Genomic DNA, 23,112 nt, shown 5'->3' with positions numbered 1-23,112 from the left:
GGATTGCGGCCCGGACCGGAGACATTCCGCCTCACCGCAGCGCCTTCACATCCACAAGCCCACTGGCTAAGGTCCGCGCCGAAACTTTTCTTCGGAGTCGCGTTCCATGTCCGATAGTGCGCCCAAGGGCCATAACCAGTTCGGAAACCTGCCGGTCTGGGATCTGAACGATCTCTATCCCGGCAAGGACAGCCCGCAATTCAAGGCGGCGATGGAAGAAGCCAAGGCCCAGGCCGTCAAGTTCGAGGCCGATTACAAGGGCAAGCTGATCGCGCTGACCAAGGCCGGCAAGCTGATCGAGGCCATCCGCGACAGCGAGGCCATGGAGGAATTGGGCGGGCGCATCGGCTCCTTCGCCTTTCTTCACTATGCCCAGAACACCGCCGATCCCGACCGCGCCAAATTCATGGGCGACATCAACGAGGCGCTGACCAGCCTTTCCACCCGAACGCTGTTCTTCACCCTCGAGCTCAACCGCATCGAGGACGCCGATCTCGAAGCCGCCTTCGCCGCCGATCCCGAACTGGCGCGCTATCGCATCTGGTTCGCCGACCTGCGCAAGGCCAAGCCGCACCAGCTCGAGGACAAGCTCGAGGAATTGTTCCACGACAAGTCGGTCACCGCCTTTTCGGCCTGGAACCGGCTCTATGACGAAACCCTGTCCAGCCTGTCCTTCGAGGTCGATGGCGAGGCGCTCGACCTTGAAACCACGCTGCACCTCTTGTCCGAACCGGACGAGAAAAAGCGCGAAGCCGCGTTCAAGGCCCTGGGCAAGACTTTCAGGGACAATGTGCGGCTCTTCACCCACATCACCAATGTGCTGGCCAAGGACAAGGAAATCTCCGACCGCTGGCGCGGCTACCAGGATATTGCCGACAGCCGGCACATGGCCAATTCCATCGAGCGCGAAGTGGTCGACGCGCTGCAAGCGGCGGTGCAGGAAGCCTATCCGCGCCTCTCCCACCGCTATTACAAGATGAAGGCGAAATGGTTCGGCAAGGAAAAGCTCAATGCCTGGGACCGCAATGCGCCGCTGCCCACCAGCGACGAGCGCATCTGGGACTGGGACAGCGCCGTGACCACCGTGCTCGACGCCTATGACCGTTTCTCGCCCGAACTGGGAGAACTGGCCCGGCCCTTCTTCAATTCGGGCTGGATCGACGCGCCCGCCGGCAATGGCAAGCGCTCAGGCGCCTTCGCCCATCCCACCGTGCCCAGCGCCCATCCCTATCTGATGCTCAACTATCTCGGCCGCACGAGGGACATCATGACCCTCGCCCATGAACTGGGCCATGGCGTGCACCAGCGCCTCGCCGCCGCGCAGGGGCCGATCCTGGCCAATACGCCGCTGACCCTGGCCGAAACCGCCTCGGTCTTCGGCGAGATGCTGACCTTCCGGGCGCTGCTCGACAAGACCACCGATCCGAAGCAGCGCTTCGCCCTTCTGTCTTCGAAAGTGGAAGACATGCTCAATACGGTGGTGCGGCAGATTGCCTTCTACACCTTCGAGCGCAAGGTCCATACCGCCCGCCGCAACGGCGAATTGCGGACCGAGGAAATCAACGCCATGTGGATGGAGGTGCAGGCGGAATCGCTGGGCCCGGCCATCCTCGCCAATGACGGCTATGAGGTGTTCTGGACCTATATCCCGCACTTCATCCATTCCCCCTTCTACGTCTATGCCTATGCATTCGGTGACTGCCTTGTGAACTCGCTCTATGCGCAGTATGAGAAGGCCAGCGACGGCTTTGCGGAGCGCTATTTCGCGCTGCTCAAGGCCGGGGGGAGCAAGCATCATTCCGAACTTCTCGCGCCTTTCGGGCTCGATGCCAAAGACCCGCAATTCTGGTCGCTTGGCCTCTCGATGATCGAGGGGCTGATCGACGAGCTGGAAGCCAGCGCGCACTGAGGTGCTACTTTCGGCTTAAAACCTTTAGACACCTATCTTTTCGAGGACCTCATGGCCAAAAAGACCGCCGAACCCCATCCCGCTCCCGTGCTGGAATCCGCGATGGATTATGCCGAACACGAAAAAACCTTCAGCGGCTTCGTCCAGGGCGTGAAGTGGGCGATCTATGGCGGCGCGGCATTGATGGTCGTGCTCTATTTCCTGATCATCCACTAAGCTGATCCCAAGCAAGCAGGCCCCCCGCGAAACATGCCTGCCGTCGGCAGGCGGTAGGAGAGTTTCCATGAAAATTGCCGTCTTGCGCGAGCGTTTCGAGGGGGAGAGCCGCGTCGCCGCCACCCCCGAGACCGTCGCCAAACTTATCGGTCTGGGCGCCGAGATCATTGTCGAGAAAGGCGCGGGCACCGGCTCGCGCATCGCCGACGACTTGTATGTCGAAGCCGGCGCCGCCATCGGCGCCAATGCGGCGGCAACGCTCAAGGGCGCAGATATCGTGCTCACCGTGCGCCGCCCTGCTGCCGCCGATCTGGCCGGGGTCAACAAGGGTGCGCTGCTCATCGGCGCGCTCGATCCCTATGGCAATGAAAGCGACATCGCCGCGCTCGCCAAGGCCGGCATCGCCGCCATCGCCATGGAATTCATGCCGCGCATCACCCGCGCCCAGGTCATGGACATCCTCTCCTCCCAGGCCAATCTGGCCGGCTATCAGGCCGTGATCGAAGCGGCGGGGCTGTTCGACCGCGCCATGCCGATGATGATGACCGCCGCCGGCACGGTTCGCCCGGCCAAGGCCTTCGTCATGGGCGCAGGCGTCGCGGGCCTCCAGGCCATCGCCACGGCCAAGCGCCTCGGCGCAGTGGTTTCGGCCACCGACGTGCGCGCCGCGGCCGGCGAGCAGGTGGAATCGCTGGGCGCCAAATTCATCATGACCGATGCGCTCAAAGACGCTTCGGGCACTGGCGGCTATGCGCGCGAATTGACCAAGGACGAGCAGGCGGCCCAGGCCGAACTGGTCGCCGGGCATATTTCCAAGCAGGACATCGTCATCACCACGGCGCTGATCCCCGGTCGTCCCGCTCCCAAGCTGGTGACAAGGGCCATGGTCGAATCCATGGCACCCGGCTCGGTGGTCGTCGATCTGGCCGCCGAACGCGGCGGCAATGTCGAATTGACCCAGCCCGGCAAGGTGATCGTCCATAATGGCGTGACCATTGTCGGACACACCAATCTGGCCGGCCATATCCCCACCACTGCCAGCCAGCTTTACGCCCGCAACCTGCTCGCCTTCATCGACACCCTGATCGACAAGAAGGAAAAGAAGCTGGCCATCAACTGGGACGACGAATTGGTCAAGGCCACCGTCCTCACCCGCGATGGCGCGGTGGTGCACCCCAATTTCGTTGCCGCGCCCAAGGTCGGCGACATCGTCACGCCACCAGCAGACGCCGTCGTGGGCGAGGTGATCAGCGCCAAGCCCAAGGCAGCGCCGAAAAAACCGGCAGCCAAGGCCGACGCCAAGGATGCGCCGGCCAGGAAGGCGGCGGCTCCCAAGGCTGCACCCAAGGCTGAGACCGCAGCTCCCGCCGCGCCTGCCCCCGAAAAGAAGGCTCCGGCCAAAAAGCCCGCCGCGAAAAAGCCCGCCGCTCCCAAGGAAGGCAAATAAGATGGATATGTCCGCAATCGACCCCTTCACCTTCCGGCTCGCCATTTTCGTGCTGGCGATCTTTGTCGGCTATTTCGTGGTCTGGAGCGTCACTCCGGCCCTGCACACGCCGCTGATGAGCGTCACCAACGCCATTTCCTCGGTGATCGTGGTGGGCGCCCTGCTCGCCGTGGGCGTGCAGTTGGTCAACGATGCCGGCTGGGCCTCCAAGATTTTCGGCTTCATCGCGCTGATCTTCGCTTCCGTGAATATCTTCGGCGGTTTCCTTGTGACCCAGCGCATGCTGGCCATGTACAAGAAGAAGGGCTGATCTAAAAATGATCGACGCAAATATCGCTGCCCTTCTCTATCTCGTCTCGGGCGTTCTGTTCATCCTGGCCCTGCGCGGCCTCTCCCATCCGTCCTCGGCCCGCCAGGGCAATACGTTTGGCATGGTGGGCATGGGCATCGCCATCCTGACCACGCTGGCCGTGGCCGCCCCGACCGATATCACCAGCTGGCTGCTGATCGTGGGCGGTCTGGGCATCGGTGGCGGCATCGGCGCCTTCATGGCCCGCAATGTCAAAATGACCGACATGCCGCAATTGGTCGCCGCCTTCCACTCGCTGGTGGGCCTGGCCGCCGTCTTCGTGGCCGCCGCCGCCCTCTATGCGCCGGAAGCCTTCGGCATTGGCTCCATCGGCCATGTCCATGCCCAGGCGCTGGTTGAAATGAGCATCGGCACCGCCATCGGCGCCTTTACCTTCACCGGCTCGGTCATCGCCTTCGCCAAGCTCAACGGCAATATGAGCGGCAAGCCAATCATCCTGCCGGCGCGCCACCTGATCCATATCGCCTTCGGCGTCGCCATCGTGGCGCTGGTCTGGGCCTTTACCATCACCGGCGAACCCTGGCTGTTCTGGCTGATCACCATTCTCGCCCTCATCCTGGGCGGGCTGATGATCATTCCCATCGGCGGCGCCGACATGCCGGTCGTGGTCTCGATGCTCAATTCCTATTCGGGTTGGGCTGCGGCAGGCATTGGCTTCACCCTGGGCAATACGGCGCTGATCATCACCGGCGCGCTGGTCGGCTCCTCGGGCGCCATCCTCTCCTACATCATGTGCAAGGCGATGAACCGCTCGTTCATCTCGGTGATCCTGGGCGGCTTTGGCGGCGAAACCTCGTCCGCTTCGGGCGGCGAGGAAGACGACCGCCCGGTCAAGCAGGGCGCGGCCGACGACGCGGCATTCCTCATGAAGAATGCCGGCAAGGTCATCATCGTGCCCGGTTATGGCATGGCTGTGGCGCAGGCCCAGCACGCCCTGCGCGAAATGGCCGACATGCTCAAGGCCGCCGGTGTGGAAGTCAAATACGCCATCCACCCCGTCGCCGGCCGCATGCCGGGCCATATGAACGTGCTGCTCGCCGAGGCCAATGTGCCCTATGACGAAGTGTTCGAACTGGAAGACATCAATTCCGAATTCGCCCAGTCCGACGTCGCCTTCGTCATCGGCGCCAATGACGTGACCAATCCCGCCGCCAAGACCGACAAGACCTCGCCCATCTATGGCATGCCGGTCCTCAACGTCGAGGATGCAGGCACGGTCCTGTTCATCAAGCGCGGCATGGCCGCTGGCTATGCCGGCGTGCAGAACGAATTGTTCTTCCGCGACAATACGATGATGCTGTTCGGCGACGCCAAGAAAGTCACCGAGGACATCGTCAAGGCGCTGGGTCACTAACATCCCCGCCATAATGAAATATCGGGAAGCGCGGCCATGAGTGCCGCGCTTCTTGCTTTTGCGCTGGCGAGCCTGCTCATCGAGCTGACGCCCGGGCCGAACATGGCCTATCTCGCCATTCTCGCCGCCGATCGCGGCCGCCTGCCGGGCCTTGCCGCTGTGGCCGGGGTGGCGCTCGGACTGATCCTGCTCGGTTTTCTTGCCGTTTCCGGGCTCGGCACGCTGGTTCTGGATCATGCCTGGCTCTATCAGGCGCTGCGCTGGGCCGGCGTTGCCTATCTGGTCTATCTCGCCTGGGAAGCCTGGACCGATTCGCGCAAGCCCATCGAAGCCCCCGATCCGCTGGCGGGCAGCTGGCGCTTTTTCCGGCGCGGCCTCGTCACCAACCTGCTCAATCCCAAGGCGGCGCTGTTCTACATCACCATCATGCCCGGTTTTCTGCCCGAGGCGAGGCTGGGCAACGCCCTGCTGTTCGGCGCCGTCTATGTGCTGATCGCGACCCTGGTTCATGCCGGAGTGGTCTTGCTGGCCGGAACCGTGCAGCCTCTCCTCACCATCGACCATCGCCGCCGGCAAATGGGCACGATTTTCGCGTTCCTGCTGCTCGCCGTGGCCCTTTGGGTCGCCTTCACCACGGCTGGCTAGAACAGGTTTCCAGCGAAGCCGCCTTGCCCTAATCTGGCGCCGGGAGGGACAGAATGACCAAAGCAATCCGCAAGAAGGCGGGCAATAGAGCCCCCATCAAACGGCAGGCCGTGGTCATCGTCCACGGGCAGGGCGAGCAGCGCCCCATGGGCACGATCCGCGATTTCGTGCGCGTGCTCTGGCAGGACAATCCCGAACTCGACGCCCCGGCCGAAACCCATGCCCGACCGCGCCCCGTCTGGATCGTGCCCGACGACAAGAGCGGACTTTACGAGCTCCAGCGCATCACCACGCCCGAGCATAATGGTCGGCGCAGCGACTTTTTCGAACTCTATTACGCCGACCTTTTGAACGCGACGCCGCTGCGCAATCTCTGGCGCTGGATCAAGCGCCTCCTATGGATCGATCCGGGCTATGTGCCGCGCCATATGCGCTGGCCCTGGGCGGTGTTCTGGGGACTGACCATTATCAGCATCATCACCGCTCTGGCGGCGCTGCTGGCCCTGCCCAGGCTCTTCACCTTCGACTGGTACGAGCATTTCCTGTCGCCCGCCGCCCGGCGTGGCCATGTCATCAGCCTCGTCGGGCTGGCGCTGATCATGCTGCCCAAATTCATCCGTCAATTGGCCGTGATCAAGCGCCTGCCCATACCGCTATTGATCTTCGTCATCGCCGTCGGCGTGCTCGACAGTTTCGGCTGGAACCTGCATGTGGTGAACCTGATGCTGCTCTTCTGGCTCGCCTATCTCGCCGACACGCTGCTCCTGCCCTATTTCGGCGACGCCGCCAGCTACCTCTCGGCCCATACCGAGACGGTGCAGAGCCGCCAGGGCGTGCGCAATCGCGGGCTCGCCCTGCTCAAGGCGCTTCACGACGACCCCGAATATGACCGGGTGATCGTCATCGCCCACTCGCTGGGCTCGGTCCTCGCCTATGACCTTTTGCATATTCTCTGGCGCGAGGTCGGTCCCACCAAGGACAATCCCCCCGGCCCCGATGCGGTGGCAGCGCTCAGAGCCGTGGACGCCTTCGTCGCCAGCGCGCCCAAGGACAGCTGGGACAATGCCAATGTCGCCGAATTCCAGCGCCTGCAATGGGCCGCCTTCGACGCCCTGCGCCGCCAGAAGGCCGTGGGCGAGGCAAGAAAATCGGGATGGAAAGTCTCCGATCTCATCACCCTGGGCTCGCCGCTTTCCAGCGCTGAATTCCTCATCACCGATGGCGCCGAAGACTTTGCCCGCATGAAGGCCGAACGGGTTCTGCCCACCGCTCCGGCGCAGAATTACGACAGGACGCATGGCGCCATCTATGCCGATGCCGAAAGGGGCGATGCCGCCCACCACGCGGCAGTGTTCTCGGCGACGCGCTGGACCAATCTCTATGACCGCTTCGATTCCCCGCTTTTCCTGCTCGGCGACGCCATTTCCGGCCCGTTGGCAGGCGCGAGCCGCTTCGGGCCGGGCATCATGGACATGGATGTGGAAATCCATTGGGGGCGGCTGGATTGGCGGATTTTCACCCACAATCTCTATTGGACCGATACCGCCCGCAAAGGCGCGCCGCCCGCGCCCCATATCACCGCCTTCCGCGCCGCTGTGGGGCTGGAGCGCAGCTGAGCGGAGCGGCCTGCCATGCCCGAGAACAGCGCCGCAATGCCCTCAATAATGCGGTGGCGGCTTTTCCGTCGCCGGATCGGCGATATAGGCGCCGGAGCGGACCTGTTCTTCGAGCATGACCAGCTTCTTGCTCATCAGGTCGATGACTTTCCATTGCTCGGTAATGGTGGCGTTCAATTCCTCGATCGTGTGGTCCTGATGGGCGATGCGCGTTTCCAGCGCCTCCAGCCGGTCTTCAATATGCCTGTCGGCCATGGTCAAACCCTTGTGCTCAAGCGCTCCGCATAAGCCGCCAGGCGCGCCATCTCAAGCCTCGTCGCTAACGCCAGCGTGTTGACGCTTGCGGAACCTAAGGCAGCCCCCGCCCATTGTCTTTGCAGCACCTGCCACGGGGAGCCGCAAAATGGCCGCCACAGCACATCTTGTCACCGCACTGCACCAGAAGCGCAAGGCCGGGATCGGTATGCGCGCCGCGCTGCCCGCTTTTGCCGGCGCGGCCCTGGCGCCCGGACTGTTCGGCCTGGTCAATCTCGGCGCCGAAGCGCTGGGCGTGATGCCGCTGTATTTCGCGCCTTTCGGATTGCCGGGATGGCTTGGGGCCGCCGCCCATCTTGCCCAATTGGCGCTGCTGGGCGCGGCCTATGGCGTGCTTGTGCCGCTTGCCGCGCGGCGGGCGCGGATCTGGCTGGCCGTGCTTACCCTTATCTATGTCGCCCTGCCCTTCCTCACGGCGCCACTCGATTCGCTGCAATTGAGCCTGTTCTGCACCGCCGTCCTCCTGGTCGGCCTCGCCACGCTGCGCCGCGCCGGCGAAGCCTCGAGCCTGGCCGGCTGGCTGCTGACCCCGATGCTCGCCATTGTCGGCTTCAGCGCCGCCATGGGGCTCGTATTGACCGCCGCCTATACGCCGCCCTTTGCCTTGATCCAGGGGCAGAACCCGGTGACATCCCCGCCCGGCGCATAGTTACCCGCAAGTGCCCTCTTGCCGCATCCCATCCGGAGGCCCATCTGGATGGGATCGAATTTTTCTGGAACGCCCCCATGACCAAGCTGCTCAAGATCGACGTGTTCACCGACGTGGTTTGCCCCTGGTGCCTGGTCGGTTCGGCCCGCCTCGATCAGGCCATCGCCAGACTGCCCGACACTGTCGAGGTCGTGGTGGAAAACCACCCTTTCTATCTCGACCCAAACGTGCCGCCGGAAGGCGTCGATGTCGGCGAAGTGCTGAAGCAGAAATATGGCCGCGATCCCAGCGAAATGTGGGGGCGGGTCGAAGGCGAAGCCAAAAAGGCCGGGATCGCACTCGATCTCAGCCGCCAGCCGCGCATGTTCAACACCGCCAAGGCCCATACGATCACCCGGCTGTCCAAGCCCAATGGCAATCAACACGAATTGGCCAATGCCATTGCCGAAGCCTATTTCCTCGGCCATCGCCAGATCAATGACGACAATGTGCTGACCGACATCGCCGTTGAATTCGGCTGGGATCGCGGCGACGCGCTCGATGCCATCAATGACGAGAACGAATTGTCCATCACCGAGCAATTGGCCACCGGCGCCGCCCAGCAGGGCATTCGCGGCGTGCCCTTCTTCGTCTTCGGCGAGAAATATGCGCTCTCGGGGGCGCAGCCGGACGAGGTCTTTGACCAGGTGCTCGAAAAGACCCTTTCCGAACTCTGACAAGCGTATATGGTCGGCGCGGATTTGCTCGCCCGAGGTCTGACGTGAAGCTGCTGCGCCGTATTCTTGTTGCCATCCTGGCTTTGGCCGTCATTCTCTATGCTGCCCTCATCGGCTATATGTTCTTCAACCAGCGGGCGCTGCAATATAGCCCGGACGGCGACGTCACGGCCCTGGCCGCGACCGGGCTAAGCCAGGCCCAGGAGATCCAGATCCCCTCCGGCGACGGCTTTGTCTCCGCCTGGTATCAGGCCCCCGCCGCCGGCATGCCGCTCATCGTCTATTACAAGGGCAATTCGGGCAGCTTCACCGCAGAGCATGAACGCTATGCCCAATTCGTCGCCGACGGCTATGGCTTCCTGGCCTTCGATTATCGCGGCTTTCCCACCTCGCCCGGCGCCATTTCGCAGGACAATATCATCGCCGACGCCCTCGCCGCCTATGATTGGGCCGCCGCGCGCCATGACACTATCCTGATCTGGGGCCGCTCGCTCGGCTCGGGCCCCGCCACCTATGTGGCCAGCCAGCGCGACGCCGCCGCCCTCCTGCTCGAAACGCCGTTCCTTTCGGCGGTCACCGTCGCGGCGGAGCGCTATCCCTTCCTGCCGGTCGGCTTCGTCATGCAGGACCAGTTCCCGTCCAATCTGTGGATCGCCGATGTGACCGAACCCGTGCTCGTCGCCCATGGCACCGCCGACACCACGATCGACGTCTCCAATGGCGAGCGCCTCTATGGGCTGGCTCCCAATCCGCAGGCGCTCTGGATCGTGCCCGGCGCCGGCCATTCCGATCTCTGGGCCGCCGGCATCTGGGATCAGGCCCGTCCCTTCTTCGAACAGGCGGTTTCCGCCCCGTGAGCCCTACCCCTTCGGCGGGCATGTCGGCCCGCCGCACCGCCCTGATCGGCGGGTTGATGGTGGCGACGGGTCCGCTCAGCCTCACCCTCTATTCCCCTGCCTTGCCCACCATCGTCGCCGATTTCGGGACCACCGATACGGCCGGCAAGCTGACGCTGACCGTCTATTTCGCCGCCTTCGCCCTGGCCCAGCTCATCTGCGGCCCGCTCTCGGACCGCTATGGGCGGCGCGCCGTCGGCATGGTCTTTTTCGCCATCTATGTCCTGGGCAGCCTCATCGCTGCCGCCGCCCCGAGCCTCGAAATGCTGTTTATCGGCCGCTTCGTGCAGGGCTTCGGCGTCTCGGCGGGCGTTGCGCTGTCGCGCGCCATGGTGCGCGACCAATTCATCGGCAGCGAGGCGATCCGCATCCTCACTCTGGTCAGTCTGATCCTGACCATCACCCCGGCCATCGCGCCCACGCTCGGCAGCGTCATACTGCTCCTGGGCTCCTGGCATTTCATGTTCGTGGTCATGGCCGGGTTCGGCCTCGCCATCCTGGCTTTGCTCGCCACAGGAGCGCGCGAGACGCTGCCGGAAGACAAGCGGGTGAAGCTGCGGCTCCGGACCATCCTTGCCAATTACCGCGCCCTGCTGGTCGCCCCCGATTTCGTCGTTCCCTCGCTGTTGCTCGGCCTCGCCTTTGCCGGCTTCCACGCCTTCACCGCCATCCTGCCCTTCATCTTCATCGACGATCTGGGGCTTACGCCCTTTCAATTCGCCATGATCATGCTGGCCCAGACGGCCTCCTTCATCCTTGGAAGTCTGGCGGCCGGGAGCCTCTCCACCCGCCTGGGCAGCGCCGGGCTGATGGCTGTGGCACTCTCTCTATTCGGCCTGAGCGGGTTGATCTTCGGCCTGCTGCCGCGCCTTTTCGATACCTCTATCGTCGCCATCATGGCGCCGGTGGGCCTGTGGACGATCGGCCTCGCCTTTCTCACCCCCAGCGCCACCACCGCCGCCATGGCCGGCTTCGGCTCCATTGCCGGCGCAGCGGGCGCGCTGACGGGGTTTTTCCAGGTCGGCGGGGGCTTTGCCGGCTCGCTGGCCGCAGGCGCCCTGTTCCCCACGGCGCGGGCCGCCCTCACCATCCAATTGCCCTTCGTGGCGCTGCTCATCCTTGCCGTGGCCTGGGCCGAGAGAAGACGGAAATCCAGACAATAAAAAACGCCGCCCCCGAAGGAGCGGCGTTCCAAAATCTCGAAAGCCCGATGGCTTAGTTGCGGGCGGCGCCGGCAGCGGCGGGACGACCCGGAGCCGCCGAACGGGCGGGTGCTGCTGCAATGCCGCCTTCGCGCTGCGCGCGCTTGCGGGCCAGCTTGCGGGCGCGGCGCACGGCCTCAGCCTTCTGGCGAGCCTTCTTCTCAGAGGGCTTCTCATAATAATTGCGCAGCTTCATTTCGCGGAAAACGCCTTCGCGCTGCAGCTTCTTCTTCAGTGCGCGCAGCGCCTGGTCAACATTGTTATCGCGAACGACTACTTGCAAAGGTCAACCGCCCTTTCAAAGCTTGGCAAATCTGTTTGGATGAAAGCGGCATGACCAAAACCATACCGCCGACCAGCCGAGCCGGTCACCGTGGCGGGGTCTATAGACCAAGAATCCCTGCCTGTCCACACTTGGGCGGTGGAAAAGTGCGCTATCTTGCCCCTGTGAGTGCCAGAAGCTACCGCTTTACCGATGAAGACGGAGACTTTACGTGTATCAGCCAATCGTCATGGTTCCCGGCCTGCGCTGCGACGCCTATCTCTATCAAGCCGTGATCGCTCGCCTCGGCGGCAAGATCGCGCCCATGATCGGCGATATTTCGCTCGATGACACGATAGCGGGCATGGCCAGCCGCATTCTCGCCGCCGCCCCGCCCCGCTTTGCCCTGGCGGGCCTGTCCATGGGCGGCTATGTCGTCCTCGACATCATGCGGCAAGCGCCCGAGCGGGTCACCCATCTGGCTTTGCTCGACACCAATGCCCGGCCGGACAGCGCGGAGCGCCAGCAAACCCGCCGCGCCGAAATGGCGCTGGTGGCGCAGGGCAAATCGGCCCTGGTCTCGCGCACCGCCCTGCCGGGTCTGCTGGCCGAAAAACACCTCGGCACAACGATTGCCGAAGCCGTGCACGACATGGCCATGCGCGTCGATGTGGACGCCTATTATCGCCAGCAGGAGGCGATTATGGGCCGGATCGATTCCCGACCCTTTCTCAAGGATATCGCCGTGCCCACGCTGGTGGGTGTCGGCGCCGAGGATCGCCTGATTCCCCTGCCGCTCTCCGAGGAAATGGCCGAAGCCATTCCTGGCGCCGAATTGGTCATCTTTCCTGAAGCCGGTCATGTGCCGACGCTGGAAAACCCCGACGCGGTGGCGGCGGCGCTGCGGGCCTGGCTTGCGCGGTAAGGCCCAGGCCGCAATGGCAGCACGAAATGCCTATCCCCGCACGATGCGGTTGATATGGCCCATCTTGCGGCCCGGCCTGGCTTCGGCCTTGCCATAGAGATGGGGCTGGGTGTCACCATCGAGCCCGCCCGGCACCATCTCCACTTCGTCGCCGACAAGGTTTTGCATCACCACATCGGCCATACGCGCCGGATCGCCCAGCGGCCAGCCGGCAATGGCGCGGATATGCTGCTCGAACTGGTCGGTGAGGCACACCGCCTCGGTCCAGTGCCCCGAATTGTGCACGCGCGGGGCGATCTCGTTGACCATCAGGGTCGGACGCTCGCCCGGTACGAGGAAGAATTCCACCCCCAGCACCCCGACATAGTCGAGCGCCACGACAATGACCTTGGCCAGCATCGCCGCATGCTTTTCCACCCCCGGCGGCACGACGGCGGGCACGGTGCTGGTGAAAAGGATATGGTCGCGATGCACATTCTCGGCGGCATCGAAAGCGCGCACCGCGCCGTCGAGCCCGCGCGCCACCACCACGGAAATTTCCTTTTCGAACGGTACGAAGCCTTCCAGCACCAGCGGATGCGGCTTGAGTGCGTTGAACGCCGCCTCGGCATCACCGGGTTCACGCAGGACGCGCTGGCCCTTGCCGTCATAGCCCAGCCGCGTGGTCTTGAGCACGGCGGGCAGGCCCAGCTCGGCCACGGCCCGTTGCAAATCCTCAAGGCTGTGCACCGCCCGATAAGGGGCCACGGGAATGTTCTTGGAAGACAAAAAGCTCTTTTCCGCCAGCCGGTCCTGCGCAATGGCCAGCGCATTGGCGCCGGGACGCAGCGGCCTCAGCCCGGCAAGGATTTCGGCGGTGGCGGCAGGGACATTCTCGAATTCATAGGTGATCACATCCACCTGCGCCGCAAAGGCCCGCAGCGCCGCCTCATCATCATAGGCGGCGACGGTCTTGAACGGGGTAACGTCAAAGGCCGGACTATGCGGGTCCGGACAATAGATATGGCTTTTCAGACCCAGCCTGGCCGCCGCCAGCGCCAGCATCCGCCCAAGCTGCCCCCCGCCCAGAATGCCGATGGTGGAGCCGGGAACAAGGGATGGGGAATTTTCGGTCAAGATCTTACTCGATGTCGGACGGAAATTGCGGAACGGATTGCGTCTGGCGGGCGCGATGGGCGTCGAGCCGGTCGGCCAGATCCTCGTCGGAAAGGGCCAGCACCGAAGCCGCCAGCAGCGCAGCATTGATGGCGCCCGGCTCGCCGATGGCCAAGGTGCCCACCGGAATTCCGCCGGGCATCTGCACGATGGAATAGAGGCTGTCCATGCCGTTGAGCGCCTTGGAGCGCACCGGCACGCCAAAGACCGGCAGCGTGGTCATGGCCGCGATCATGCCGGGCAGATGCGCCGCCCCGCCCGCCCCCGCGATGATTACCTTGACCCCCTCGGCCCGGGCATTGGTGGCGAAATCGACCATGCGCTCGGGCGTGCGATGCGCCGAGACGATGCGCGCCTCATATTCGACTTCCAGATTTTCGAGGGTTTCAGCGGCCAGCCGCATAGTGGGCCAATCCGACTGGCTGCCCATGACGATGGCGACAGGTGGCTTGAGCATGGAATTTCCCTCGTCCCGCTCCGCAAAGCGCGGAACTAGCCCAATTCCCGCCGCAAAACAAGGCGGCAGGGCATGGCTCCTGAAAGTGGCGCCCGGTTTCGGGACAACGCCATGCGCGGCAGGAATTGCCTAAGCGATGATGTCGGGCAGAAGGATATTTTCGAGCTGGACGATCCTGTCCTTGAGCGCCAGCTTGCGCTTCTTGAGGCGCTGGATGAGCATCCGGTCGGCCATATGCGACTGGCTCAGCGTATGGATGGCCGCGTCGAGATCGGCGTGTTCCTGGCGTTTCGTCGCCAGTTCGAGCCCCAATTGGGCTTCGTGTTCCTTGGTCAGCGTCAGCATGGGGCCTAAACACTATCGGGCAACGATCTCACCCTTGGTTAACCGATCACGGAGTGTTTTGCATCTGATTTCCCATTGCCCCGCTTAGCCCATCGACAAAGCTTGAAGGATTTGTGACCATGCTCCTGTCCAACACGCTGAAGGAGTTATTCATGACGACCCAAGGCTACATCGCGGCGCTGGAACGGCGTCATCAGGAACTGGACCGGCAGATTCAAAGCGAAACGCAGAATCGCCTGGTCGATGATCTGATGGTATCGGCGCTGAAGCGAAAAAAGCTCGAAGTGAAGGACGAACTTTACAAACTCCAGGCAGAAAGCCGGCAATAGCGGCAAGCAAGCACAATCCGATGCCCTGGAGGGTCACGGCGCAAGCCGCGGCCCTTTTTTCTTGTCTATCGGCACCACAACGCAGCCGCAAAATTCATCAGGATTAACACCCTCTTAAGTCCCCCCCGGCATCGTCATCCCAAAACGGCACAGCTCGATTCGTGCCATGACGACACAGACCTGGGGTATCTATGACGCGCGTTCTGGTAGTGGATGACGATCCGGTGCAATTGCGGCTGACCGCCGAAATCGCCAATCGCGCCGGTTTCAAGCCCATTACCGCCACCGGCGGCGAGCAGGCGCTCGCCATCCTGCGCGACGACCGTAAGGTGGGCGCCATGATCCTCGATCTGGTCATGCCCGATCTGGACGGCATGGGCGTGCTCGAGGTGATGCGCCGCGAGGGGCTGACCACGCCGGTCATCGTGCAGACCGCCAATGCCTCGCTCGAAACCGTCATCTCGGCCATGCGCCAGGGCGCGGCCGATTATTTCGTCAAGCCCGTCTCGCCCGAACGGCTGATCATCTCGCTGCGCAACGCCATGAAGCTCGAGACGCTTGAACAGGCCATCCGCGCCGAGCATGCCCGCAAATCCGGCGCCTTCACCCGCTCGGACATGATCGCCTCGGCTCCCGCCATGGCACGGGTGCTGGCGCTGTCAGCCAAGGCGGCCAAAAGCACCATTCCGGTGCTGATCGAGGGCGAAACCGGCACCGGCAAGGAATTGGTCGCTCGCATCATCCAGGGCACCGGCGAGCGCGCCGGCAAGCCCTTCATCGTGGTCAATTGCGGCGCCATCCCGCCCAATCTGGTGGAATCGGTGCTGTTCGGCCACCGCAAGGGCGCCTTTACCGGCGCCCATGCCGATCAGGCCGGCAAATTCGCCGAGGCCCATAACGGCACCATCTTTCTTGATGAAGTGGGCGAATTGCCGCTCGATACCCAGGTCAAGCTATTGCGCGTGCTCCAGGAGGGGGAAATCGAGCCGCTGGGCGCGACCCGTCCGGAAAAGGTCAATGTGCGGGTGATTTCGGCCACCAATCGGCGGCTGCTCAACCTCGCCAAATCCGGCGAGTTCCGTGAAGATCTCTACTACCGCCTCAATGTCTTTCCCATCTATATGCCGCCCTTGCGCGAGCGACGGGAAGACCTGGCCAATCTCATCGCCCATTTCATCGCCCGCTTTGCCGCCGAGGCCGGCAAGCGCGTCCTGGGCATCTCGCCCGCAGCCATGGACCTGCTCGCAGCCTATGACTGGCCCGGCAATGTCCGCCAGCTCGAAAACACGGTCTATCGCGCCATCGTGCTGACCGACGGCGCCTTCCTGGAAACCCAGGACTTTCCCCAGATCGTGGCGCAAGCGGAAGGCCGCGAGGAAGTCCTGCGCGCCATCGCACAGGCGGAAATGCCCGCCGCTCCGGTTCATATCGACACCGCGCCGGCGCGCACCCGGCTCGATCCGGTTCTCCCTCCCGCCCCGGACCGCTTCGTCAGCGAAACCGGCGAATTGCATGCTCTGGCCCAGATCGAGCGCGCCGCCATCGTCTTTGCCATCGACCATCACGGCGGGCGCATGTCGCGGGTGGCAAGGGCGCTGGGCATCGGCCGCTCGACGCTTTACCGCAAGCTGCATGAATATGGCCTGGCCGAGGGTTTGATCAGCGACGCGGCGTGACGGGAAAATGTGACCGGGGAATGTGTGCGTTAACCCTGTTCCTTACCATCGCCTTAACGGATTAGGTCGATTTTGTGCCTCGACATTAACCGCGAGGCCATCATGAACCGCTCCGGCATTGCGCTCCTAGCCGCCATAGCCCTCACCGCCACCGCCCAGGCCGCCGATCTCGGCTGGAATGGCGGCGGCACTTCGTCCAACCTTTATTCGCCCGTCAGCGCCAGCCAATGGACCGGCTTTTACGCCGGTATCTCGGGCGGCCATGGCTGGGGCACGTCCAGCGTCCGGCCGGCCATCGCGGCCGTCGACAACAATTCCAATGGCTGGACCCTGGGCGCGCAGGCTGGCTACAACATGGATATGGGCGGCTTCGTGCTGGGCGGCGAAGCCGACCTGCAATGGGCCAATATCGGCCATAACGAACCCGGCCTCGGCGGCGCTTTCACCACCCGCACCGACCTGTTCGGCACCCTGCGCGCCCGCGCCGGCGTTCCCATCGGCCAGGTCATGCCCTATGGCACGGTCGGCGTGGCCTATGGCCGGGGCTCGGCCATCGTCGATACCGGCGTTTCCACCAGCCAGACGGCCAACCATTTCGGCTGGACGGTCGGCGTCGGCCTCGAGGCCCAGGCCACCAGCAATCTCTCGCTCAAGGCCGAATATCTCTATGTCGATCTGGGCACCCAGACCTACAATCTGCTGCCCGGCGGCGGCCGCGATATCGGCCAGCGTTTCGGCGTGATCCGCGCCGGCGTCAATTACAAGTTCTGACGCCTCCGGCGCGGCGTTGCAGCCGCGCCACATTCTCTTTTCACAAAGCTGCGAGCGATTGCTCCCGTTAAGGTTTGCAGTTTATTGACAATCCATGCGGCGTGGCCTGAGACGGGCCGGAAACGGCTTGTCCGCCTTGCCATGTCCATCGATGGCGAGGAGCGGGTATGAGCAAGTTTGTGGTCGGTGTCGGCGTGGTCGCGCTTCTGGCCGCCGCCCTGGCGCAACCGGCAATGGCCCAGCAGGCCGTCGCGAACCTGGAAGCCAGCCGCGTCGTCATCGCCCCGCCGCAAAGCGCCATCGCCCGCATCATCAAGGACGGCCTCTCCGCCGCCTATTACGGCGCCCGCGCCGGCACCGCCGCGCATGACGACGCCCAGCGCCTCTATTTTCTCTATGGCGAGCGCTATTTCGAGCCGATCTGGCTGACCGAGGATGGCTCGGGCAAGGTCGGCTTCTCCCCTGCCGCCGACAAGATCATCGCTCTCTTCCGCGACGCCGCCAGCGAGGGCCTGCGGCCCGAGGACTATCTGACCCCCGCCATCGACCTCCAGACCATGCCCGACAATGGCATGGCCATGGCGGGCCTCGAAACCGCCTTTTCGGCGGCGGTGATGCGCTATGCCAACCATATCCACAATGGCCGCATCCGCCCGCAATCGATCACCGAGAATTTCGACATCAAGGCCAAGCCGATCAACGAGGCGGCCCTGCTCGAACGGCTCGCCGCCAGCAATGACCCCGCCGCGATCCTGGGAGAACTCGAGCCGCGCCACCCCGAATTCCTGGCGCTGCGGGCCTCCCTCGCGACGTTCGAAACCAGCAAGGCCGAGCGGCCGACGCCCATTGCCGACGGCCCGGTATTGCGGCCCGGCAATAGCGATGCGCGCCTGCCCGCCATCCGCGCCCGGCTCGACCTGCGCGCTTCCGCCTCCACCAGCTACGACGCGACGACGGTCAGCGCCGTCAAGGCGTTCCAGCAGAGCGAAGGGCTCGAGGTCGACGGCATTATCGGGGCGGCCACCATCGCCGCCTTCAATGGCGGCGTCGCCACCCGCCGCGAAGACATCATCGCCAATATGGAACGCTGGCGCTGGATGCCCTCGGACCTGGGCAATTTCAACGTCTTCGTCAACATTCCCGAATTCCGCCTCGCCATCAACCGGGCCGGGCAGGAGGAATATACCACCCGCGTGGTCGTCGGCACGACCAAGAACCAGACCCCGATCTTCTCGGACAATATCCGCCATATCGTGGTCAATCCCTATTGGAACGTCCCCTCCTCGATCATTCGCGGCGAGATTGCGCCGGCCGTGCTGCGCAATCCGGGCTATATCGACAGCCAGAACATGGACCTGCTCTATAACGGCAGTGCCGTCAGCCCCTGGCAGGTGGACTGGAGCCAGGTCTCGACCAGCAATTTCCCCTTCCGGGTGCGCCAGCGCCCCGGTCCGGGCAATGCGCTGGGACAGGTGAAATTCCTTTTCCCCAACAAGCATGACGTCTATCTGCACGACACACCCTCCAAGGCGCTGTTCTCCCGTTCTTTCCGGGCCTTCAGCCATGGCTGCATCCGCGTGCAGAACCCGATGGAATTTGCCGATGCGCTGATGGCCAATGAGCCCAATATTTCGCGCGCCTCGCTCGAAGCCATGTTCGGTCCGTCCGAGAAATGGGTGAACCCACAGACCCAGATTCCGGTGCACCTGACCTATTTCACCCTGCGCGTCGATGCCGATGGCACAATCCGCAATTTCGGCGACGTCTATGGGCACAATGAAAAGCTGATCGCGGCCATGGGCCTTGCCCCGCAAAAGGCGGCGCCCGCCATCCTCGCCGATGCCGATCCGGCGCCGGTCGAGCTTTCTCCGTGATGGCGCGTTAACGCCTCCTTCACACTTTCGCCTTGGTTGCGCCTGTTTTTGTGCTTAAATAACGAGACTGTGAGGGCGGGGCATCCTGTTCACATCTGGTTAGCGTTAAGACAATCGATCGAATTTGACGCTAACGTCCGACCATATTGTGCAGTGAACCGGGCAGAGTTTGGCGTGACGGTCTCGACTATTTTTATTCCGCGGAACACGATGCGTCTGCTTGCGGCGGCGCTTCTGTCCTTGTTCGCACTGTTTTTCGCGGCGCTGCCGGCGGCCTCCGCCAATGAGCGCGCGCTCTATGTCTATTATACCCACACCAAGGAAACGGCGCGCATCGTCTTCAAGCGCAATGGGCAATATGTCCAGTCCGGGCTGCGCGAACTCAATGTCTTCCTGCGCGACTGGCGCCGCAACGAGCCGGCCAATATGGACCCGCGCCTGTTCGATCTGGTCTGGGAAGTCTATCAGGAAGTCGGCGGCAGCCAGCCGATCCATGTCGTCTCCGCCTATCGCTCGCCCCAGACCAATGCCATGCTGGCCAAGACATCCTCCGGCGTGGCCGACGATTCCCAGCATATGCGCGGCACCGCGATGGATTTCTTCATTCCGGGCGTGCCGCTGAACCGCCTGCGCGCCGTGGCCATGAAAAAGCAGGTCGGCGGCGTCGGCTATTATCCGACGTCCGGCAGCCCCTTCGTGCATCTGGACACCGGCTCGGTGCGCGCCTGGCCGCGCATGACCCGCACCCAGCTTGCCGAGCTTTTCCCCGACGGCAAGACTATGCATGTCCCCACCGACGGCAAGCCGCTGTCGCAGGAGGGCTATCAGATCGCCATGGCCGAATGGAAACGCTGCCACGCTTTTCCCTGCAACGGCTCCAGCGCCTCGGGCACCCAGGTCGCCAGTTCCGGCGGCTCCGGCCGCACGCTGATGGACGTGCTGTTCGGCGGCAATGACAATGGCCAGCCTGCCGCCGCCGCAACACCCGCACCAGCCCCGCAGGTGCAGACCGCATCGCTCGCGCCGCAACAGGCCGTGCGCGTCGCCCCCGCCATGCCCACATCGCGCCCCGCCGATCTGGGCGCTGCCCCGGCAATGGCCAGCGCCGCCCCGATGGCGCCGGCCGAACCTGCCCTGCCCTTCGGCACAACAGGCAGCGCGCCGCTGACCCCCGAGGAGCTCGGCCGGGTGCAGGTGGCAAGCCTGGCCCTGCCGGTCGCCATGCCCGACGATCTGCGCCAGAACCGCGCCACCGCCCAGCCCGCCGGCGATGCGGTGACAGCCATTGCCGCCCTCTCGCCGGTCATGCCGACGCCGCGCGTCATCATGACCGAGCCGCCCGCCGAGATGCTGACCGCCTATGCGCCCGCCGCCGCGCCCGAAGCCGGCGGACAGAACGCCATCGAAGCGCTGATCACCGGTTCGACCAATGTGGCGCTGCGCCTGCCGGGCCTGCCCACCCCGATCGCCGCCGCCACCGGCCTGCGCTCGGCCCCGCTCGGCGGCACCACCGACCCCATGGCTGGCCTCTTCGACCAGACTTTTGGCGCCACCGGCACGGCACAACCGGACATGCTGGCCAATGCCCTGGCGCAGCACGTCGCCCGTAGCAATGCCGGCATCGAGATGCGCAAGCCCGACCTGATCGCGCCCGACCTCGACCATGTGGCAGACATCTTCATCGCCCCGGCGACGATGAATTCAAGCCATTTCGCGGTGATCTTCGACCACGACGAGGCCGATTTCGACCCGACCCCGGAAATGGGCCGCCATGTGCTGGTCAAGGGTACGGGCAATCAGGGGCCCGGCCAGATGCGTTCGCCCTTCCAATTGGCCAATATCGTCAATTAGGTCAGCGATCCGGCGGGACGGCGCCGCCGTCCTTGCCGCCTTGCCCTGCAAAAGCCGGAATGCGGCGCTTGAAAAGCCCGCTCCGGCTCCGCACCATTGCCAAGCCGGAACCCGAAGCCTAAACAGGGCAAAAGACCCTTTCATGACGAGGGCCGACTTGGCCGAAAGACCCCAGACCCCGCTGCTCGACACGATCCGTGACCCCGCCGATCTGCGCGCTTTGCCGCGCACCGAAATGCGCCAGCTCGCCGACGAATTGCGCACCGAAATGATCGATGCCGTTTCGGTCACGGGTGGACATCTGGGCGCGGGCCTGGGCGTGGTCGAGCTGACCGTGGCGCTGCATGCGGTGTTCGATACCCCCCATGACCGGATCATCTGGGATGTCGGCCACCAGGCCTATCCGCACAAGATCCTGACCGGGCGGCGCGACCGCATCCGCACCCTGCGCCAGAAGGACGGGCTATCCGGCTTCACCCGCCGGGCCGAGAGCGAGCACGACCCCTTCGGGGCCGGTCATTCCTCGACCTCGATTTCAGCCGGACTGGGCATGGCCGTTGCCAGCCAGCACCTGGATAATCCGCGCAATGTCATTGCCGTGATCGGCGATGGCGCCATGTCGGCGGGCATGGCCTATGAGGCGATGAACAATGCCGGGGCCATGGATGCGCGGCTGATCGTCATCCTCAACGACAATGACATGTCGATCGCCCCGCCCACCGGCGCATTGCGCACCTATCTGGCGCAATTGGTCTCCAGCCCCGCCTATCGCGGCACCCGCGAGGCGGCCAAGACCATCGTGCACAAGCTGCCGCCTTTCCTGCACGAGCCGGCGCGCAAGACCGAGGAATTCGCCCGCTCTTTCTTCACCGGCGGCACCCTGTTCGAAGAGCTGGGCTTTTATTATGTCGGTCCCATCGACGGGCATAATCTCGAAGACCTGATTTCCATACTCGAAAATGTCCGTGATTTCGGCACCGGCCCCATCCTCGTCCATGCCGTGACCAAGAAGGGCAAGGGCTATGCCCCGGCGGAAAATTCCGCCGACAAATATCACGGCGTCAACAAGTTCAACGTCGTCACCGGCGCGCAGACCAAAGCGCCGTCCAACGCCCCGTCCTATACTGCGGTGTTCGCATCCTCGCTCATTCAGGAGGCCGAGGCCGATCCGCGCGTCGTCGCCATCACCGCCGCCATGCCCTCGGGCACCGGGCTCGACAAATTTGCCGAATTGTTCCCCAGCCGCATCTATGATGTGGGCATTGCCGAACAGCACGCCGTCACCTTCGCCGCCGGCATGGCAAGCGAGGGCATGAAGCCGTTCTGCGCCATCTATTCCACCTTCTTGCAGCGCGGCTATGATCAGGTCGTGCACGACGTGGCCATTCAGGGCCTGCCGGTGCGCTTCGCCATCGACCGCGCCGGCTATGTCGGGGCCGATGGCCCCACCCATGCCGGCAATTACGACAATGCCTATCTCGGCGCCATTCCCGGCATCGTGCAGATGGCCGCCGCCGACGAGGCCGAATTGCGCCATATGGTGGCCACCGCCGCCGCCTATGATGCCGGCCCCATCTCCTTCCGCTATCCGCGCGGCGACGGCATGGGCGTCGATATGCCGGCGCGCGGCGAAATCCTGCCTATCGGCAAGGGCCGCATCCTGCGGCAGGGCTCGACCATTGCGCTCGTGTCCTATGGCACGCGGCTGGGCGAAGTGCTGGCCGCCGCCGACCGGCTGGCGGCGCTCGGGCTCAATCCCACCGTCGTCGATGCCCGCTTCCTCAAGCCTCTGGACGAGGAATTGCTCGCCCGATTGGCCCAGAGCCATGACGTGATGATCACCACCGAGGAAGGCGGGCTTGGCGGCTTCGGCAGCCATGTGGCGACCTTCCTCGCAGCCAATGGCCTGCTCGACGGCAAGCTGCGCTTCCGCCCGCTGATGATCCCCGACAGCTTTGTCGAGCATTCCACCCAGGCCGACATGTATGCCCAGGCCGGGCTCGACCGCGCCGGCATCGTCCGGACGACGCTCGCCACCCTGGGTTATGACCAGGCAGCCATGAACGCGGCCCTGGCCAAGGTCTGAGGCTCCATTCTATCCATTTTTCGTCATTGCCCGGCTTGGCCGGGCA

General features: G+C 64.1%; 23 protein-coding genes. 18 read left to right on the top strand and 5 right to left on the bottom strand.

The genetic code is table 11. The features are described from left to right. The first annotated feature begins 106 nt into the window (after positions 1–106). The 7 genes from H0482_RS08555 to H0482_RS08525 all read left to right on the top strand — a co-directional run bounded on the left by H0482_RS08555 (position 107) and on the right by H0482_RS08525 (position 7,557). Positions 107–1,909 (top strand): M3 family oligoendopeptidase, encoded by a 1,803-nt coding sequence (locus tag H0482_RS08555; protein WP_193729598.1) that lies wholly within the window; start codon positions 107–109, stop codon positions 1,907–1,909. Between the two features lie 51 nt (positions 1,910–1,960). Next, a complete protein-coding gene (locus tag H0482_RS08550; RefSeq protein WP_193729597.1) occupies positions 1,961–2,125 on the top strand; it encodes an aa3-type cytochrome c oxidase subunit IV in 165 nt (54 codons plus the stop codon). Positions 2,126–2,192: 67 nt separating this feature from the next. Then, positions 2,193–3,572, top strand: coding sequence for a Re/Si-specific NAD(P)(+) transhydrogenase subunit alpha (locus H0482_RS08545; RefSeq protein ID WP_193729596.1), 1,380 nt, complete (start codon positions 2,193–2,195; stop codon positions 3,570–3,572). 1 nt (position 3,573) lies between these two features. Beyond that, positions 3,574–3,882, top strand: coding sequence for a proton-translocating transhydrogenase family protein (locus H0482_RS08540; RefSeq protein WP_193729595.1), 309 nt, complete (start codon positions 3,574–3,576; stop codon positions 3,880–3,882). Positions 3,883–3,892: 10 nt separating this feature from the next. Next, on the top strand, positions 3,893–5,296 hold the full coding sequence (locus H0482_RS08535; protein WP_193729775.1) for an NAD(P)(+) transhydrogenase (Re/Si-specific) subunit beta: 1,404 nt from the start codon (positions 3,893–3,895) through the stop codon (positions 5,294–5,296). 36 nt (positions 5,297–5,332) lie between these two features. Beyond that, positions 5,333–5,941 carry a LysE family translocator gene (locus H0482_RS08530; protein WP_193729594.1) on the top strand — a complete coding sequence of 203 codons (609 nt, stop codon included), beginning with the start codon at positions 5,333–5,335 and terminating at the stop codon, positions 5,939–5,941. Positions 5,942–5,994: 53 nt separating this feature from the next. After that, positions 5,995–7,557, top strand: coding sequence for a hypothetical protein (locus H0482_RS08525; protein WP_193729593.1), 1,563 nt, complete (start codon positions 5,995–5,997; stop codon positions 7,555–7,557). 42 nt (positions 7,558–7,599) lie between these two features. Here H0482_RS08525 and H0482_RS08520 read toward each other — a convergent pair whose 3' ends face one another. Next, positions 7,600–7,812, bottom strand: coding sequence for a SlyX family protein (locus tag H0482_RS08520; protein ID WP_193729592.1), 213 nt, complete (start codon positions 7,810–7,812; stop codon positions 7,600–7,602). Between the two features lie 148 nt (positions 7,813–7,960). Here H0482_RS08520 and H0482_RS08515 point away from each other — a divergent pair, with 148 nt between their 5' ends. The 4 genes from H0482_RS08515 (at position 7,961) to H0482_RS08500 (ending at position 11,296) form a co-directional block, all read left to right on the top strand. Then, entirely contained in the window at positions 7,961–8,521 is a 561-nt protein-coding gene (locus H0482_RS08515) for a hypothetical protein (RefSeq protein ID WP_193729591.1), read from the top strand. Between the two features lie 77 nt (positions 8,522–8,598). Continuing rightward, positions 8,599–9,237, top strand: a complete 639-nt coding sequence (locus H0482_RS08510; protein WP_193729590.1) for a DsbA family oxidoreductase — start codon at positions 8,599–8,601, stop codon at positions 9,235–9,237. A gap of 44 nt (positions 9,238–9,281) precedes the next feature. Beyond that, positions 9,282–10,094 carry an alpha/beta hydrolase gene (locus H0482_RS08505; protein ID WP_193729589.1) on the top strand — a complete coding sequence of 271 codons (813 nt, stop codon included), beginning with the start codon at positions 9,282–9,284 and terminating at the stop codon, positions 10,092–10,094. Beyond that, positions 10,091–11,296, top strand: coding sequence for a multidrug effflux MFS transporter (locus H0482_RS08500; RefSeq protein WP_193729588.1), 1,206 nt, complete (start codon positions 10,091–10,093; stop codon positions 11,294–11,296). Before H0482_RS08505 ends, H0482_RS08500 begins: the two co-directional genes overlap by 4 nt. Before the next feature lie 52 nt (positions 11,297–11,348). Here the strand turns inward: H0482_RS08500 and rpsU are convergent, their stop codons facing one another. After that, the gene (gene rpsU, locus H0482_RS08495; protein ID WP_193729587.1) at positions 11,349–11,618 is read right to left on the bottom strand and encodes a 30S ribosomal protein S21; all 270 of its coding nucleotides are present in this window, start codon (positions 11,616–11,618) and stop codon (positions 11,349–11,351) included. Between the two features lie 211 nt (positions 11,619–11,829). Here rpsU and H0482_RS08490 point away from each other — a divergent pair, with 211 nt between their 5' ends. Then, positions 11,830–12,522, top strand: a complete 693-nt coding sequence (locus H0482_RS08490; protein ID WP_210319116.1) for an alpha/beta fold hydrolase — start codon at positions 11,830–11,832, stop codon at positions 12,520–12,522. A 30-nt stretch (positions 12,523–12,552) separates the two neighbouring features. Here the strand turns inward: H0482_RS08490 and H0482_RS08485 are convergent, their stop codons facing one another. The 3 genes from H0482_RS08485 to H0482_RS08475 form a co-directional block, all read right to left on the bottom strand. Beyond that, positions 12,553–13,638: a 5-(carboxyamino)imidazole ribonucleotide synthase gene (locus H0482_RS08485; RefSeq protein ID WP_193729790.1), complete on the bottom strand. Its 1,086-nt coding sequence runs from the start codon at positions 13,636–13,638 to the stop codon at positions 12,553–12,555. A gap of 4 nt (positions 13,639–13,642) precedes the next feature. After that, entirely contained in the window at positions 13,643–14,134 is a 492-nt protein-coding gene (gene purE, locus H0482_RS08480; RefSeq protein ID WP_193729586.1) for a 5-(carboxyamino)imidazole ribonucleotide mutase, read from the bottom strand. A gap of 129 nt (positions 14,135–14,263) precedes the next feature. Further along, complete coding sequence (locus tag H0482_RS08475; RefSeq protein WP_193729773.1) at positions 14,264–14,470, bottom strand: YdcH family protein; 207 nt, start codon at positions 14,468–14,470, stop codon at positions 14,264–14,266. A gap of 128 nt (positions 14,471–14,598) precedes the next feature. Between H0482_RS08475 and H0482_RS08470 the strand changes: the two genes are divergently transcribed. The 6 genes from H0482_RS08470 to dxs all read left to right on the top strand — a co-directional run bounded on the left by H0482_RS08470 (position 14,599) and on the right by dxs (position 23,066). Beyond that, complete coding sequence (locus H0482_RS08470; RefSeq protein ID WP_230989512.1) at positions 14,599–14,808, top strand: YdcH family protein; 210 nt, start codon at positions 14,599–14,601, stop codon at positions 14,806–14,808. Between the two features lie 191 nt (positions 14,809–14,999). Continuing rightward, the gene (locus H0482_RS08465) at positions 15,000–16,484 is read left to right on the top strand and encodes a sigma-54-dependent transcriptional regulator (RefSeq protein WP_193729585.1); all 1,485 of its coding nucleotides are present in this window, start codon (positions 15,000–15,002) and stop codon (positions 16,482–16,484) included. Positions 16,485–16,586: 102 nt separating this feature from the next. After that, a complete protein-coding gene (locus tag H0482_RS08460; protein ID WP_193729584.1) occupies positions 16,587–17,255 on the top strand; it encodes an outer membrane protein in 669 nt (222 codons plus the stop codon). Positions 17,256–17,422: 167 nt separating this feature from the next. Continuing rightward, positions 17,423–19,129: a L,D-transpeptidase family protein gene (locus H0482_RS08455; protein WP_193729583.1), complete on the top strand. Its 1,707-nt coding sequence runs from the start codon at positions 17,423–17,425 to the stop codon at positions 19,127–19,129. 210 nt (positions 19,130–19,339) lie between these two features. Continuing rightward, the gene (locus tag H0482_RS08450) at positions 19,340–20,980 is read left to right on the top strand and encodes a DUF882 domain-containing protein (protein ID WP_193729582.1); all 1,641 of its coding nucleotides are present in this window, start codon (positions 19,340–19,342) and stop codon (positions 20,978–20,980) included. A gap of 157 nt (positions 20,981–21,137) precedes the next feature. Continuing rightward, entirely contained in the window at positions 21,138–23,066 is a 1,929-nt protein-coding gene (gene dxs, locus H0482_RS08445) for a 1-deoxy-D-xylulose-5-phosphate synthase (protein WP_230989511.1), read from the top strand. The last annotated feature ends 46 nt before the right edge of the window (positions 23,067–23,112 follow it).

It is taken from the genome of Devosia faecipullorum (assembly GCF_015158295.1).
GTDB classification, from domain to species: Bacteria; Pseudomonadota; Alphaproteobacteria; order Rhizobiales; family Devosiaceae; genus Devosia; species Devosia faecipullorum.
Note: the sequence above shows the minus strand (reverse complement) of the source record. Positions and strands in the feature narration are given on the sequence as shown.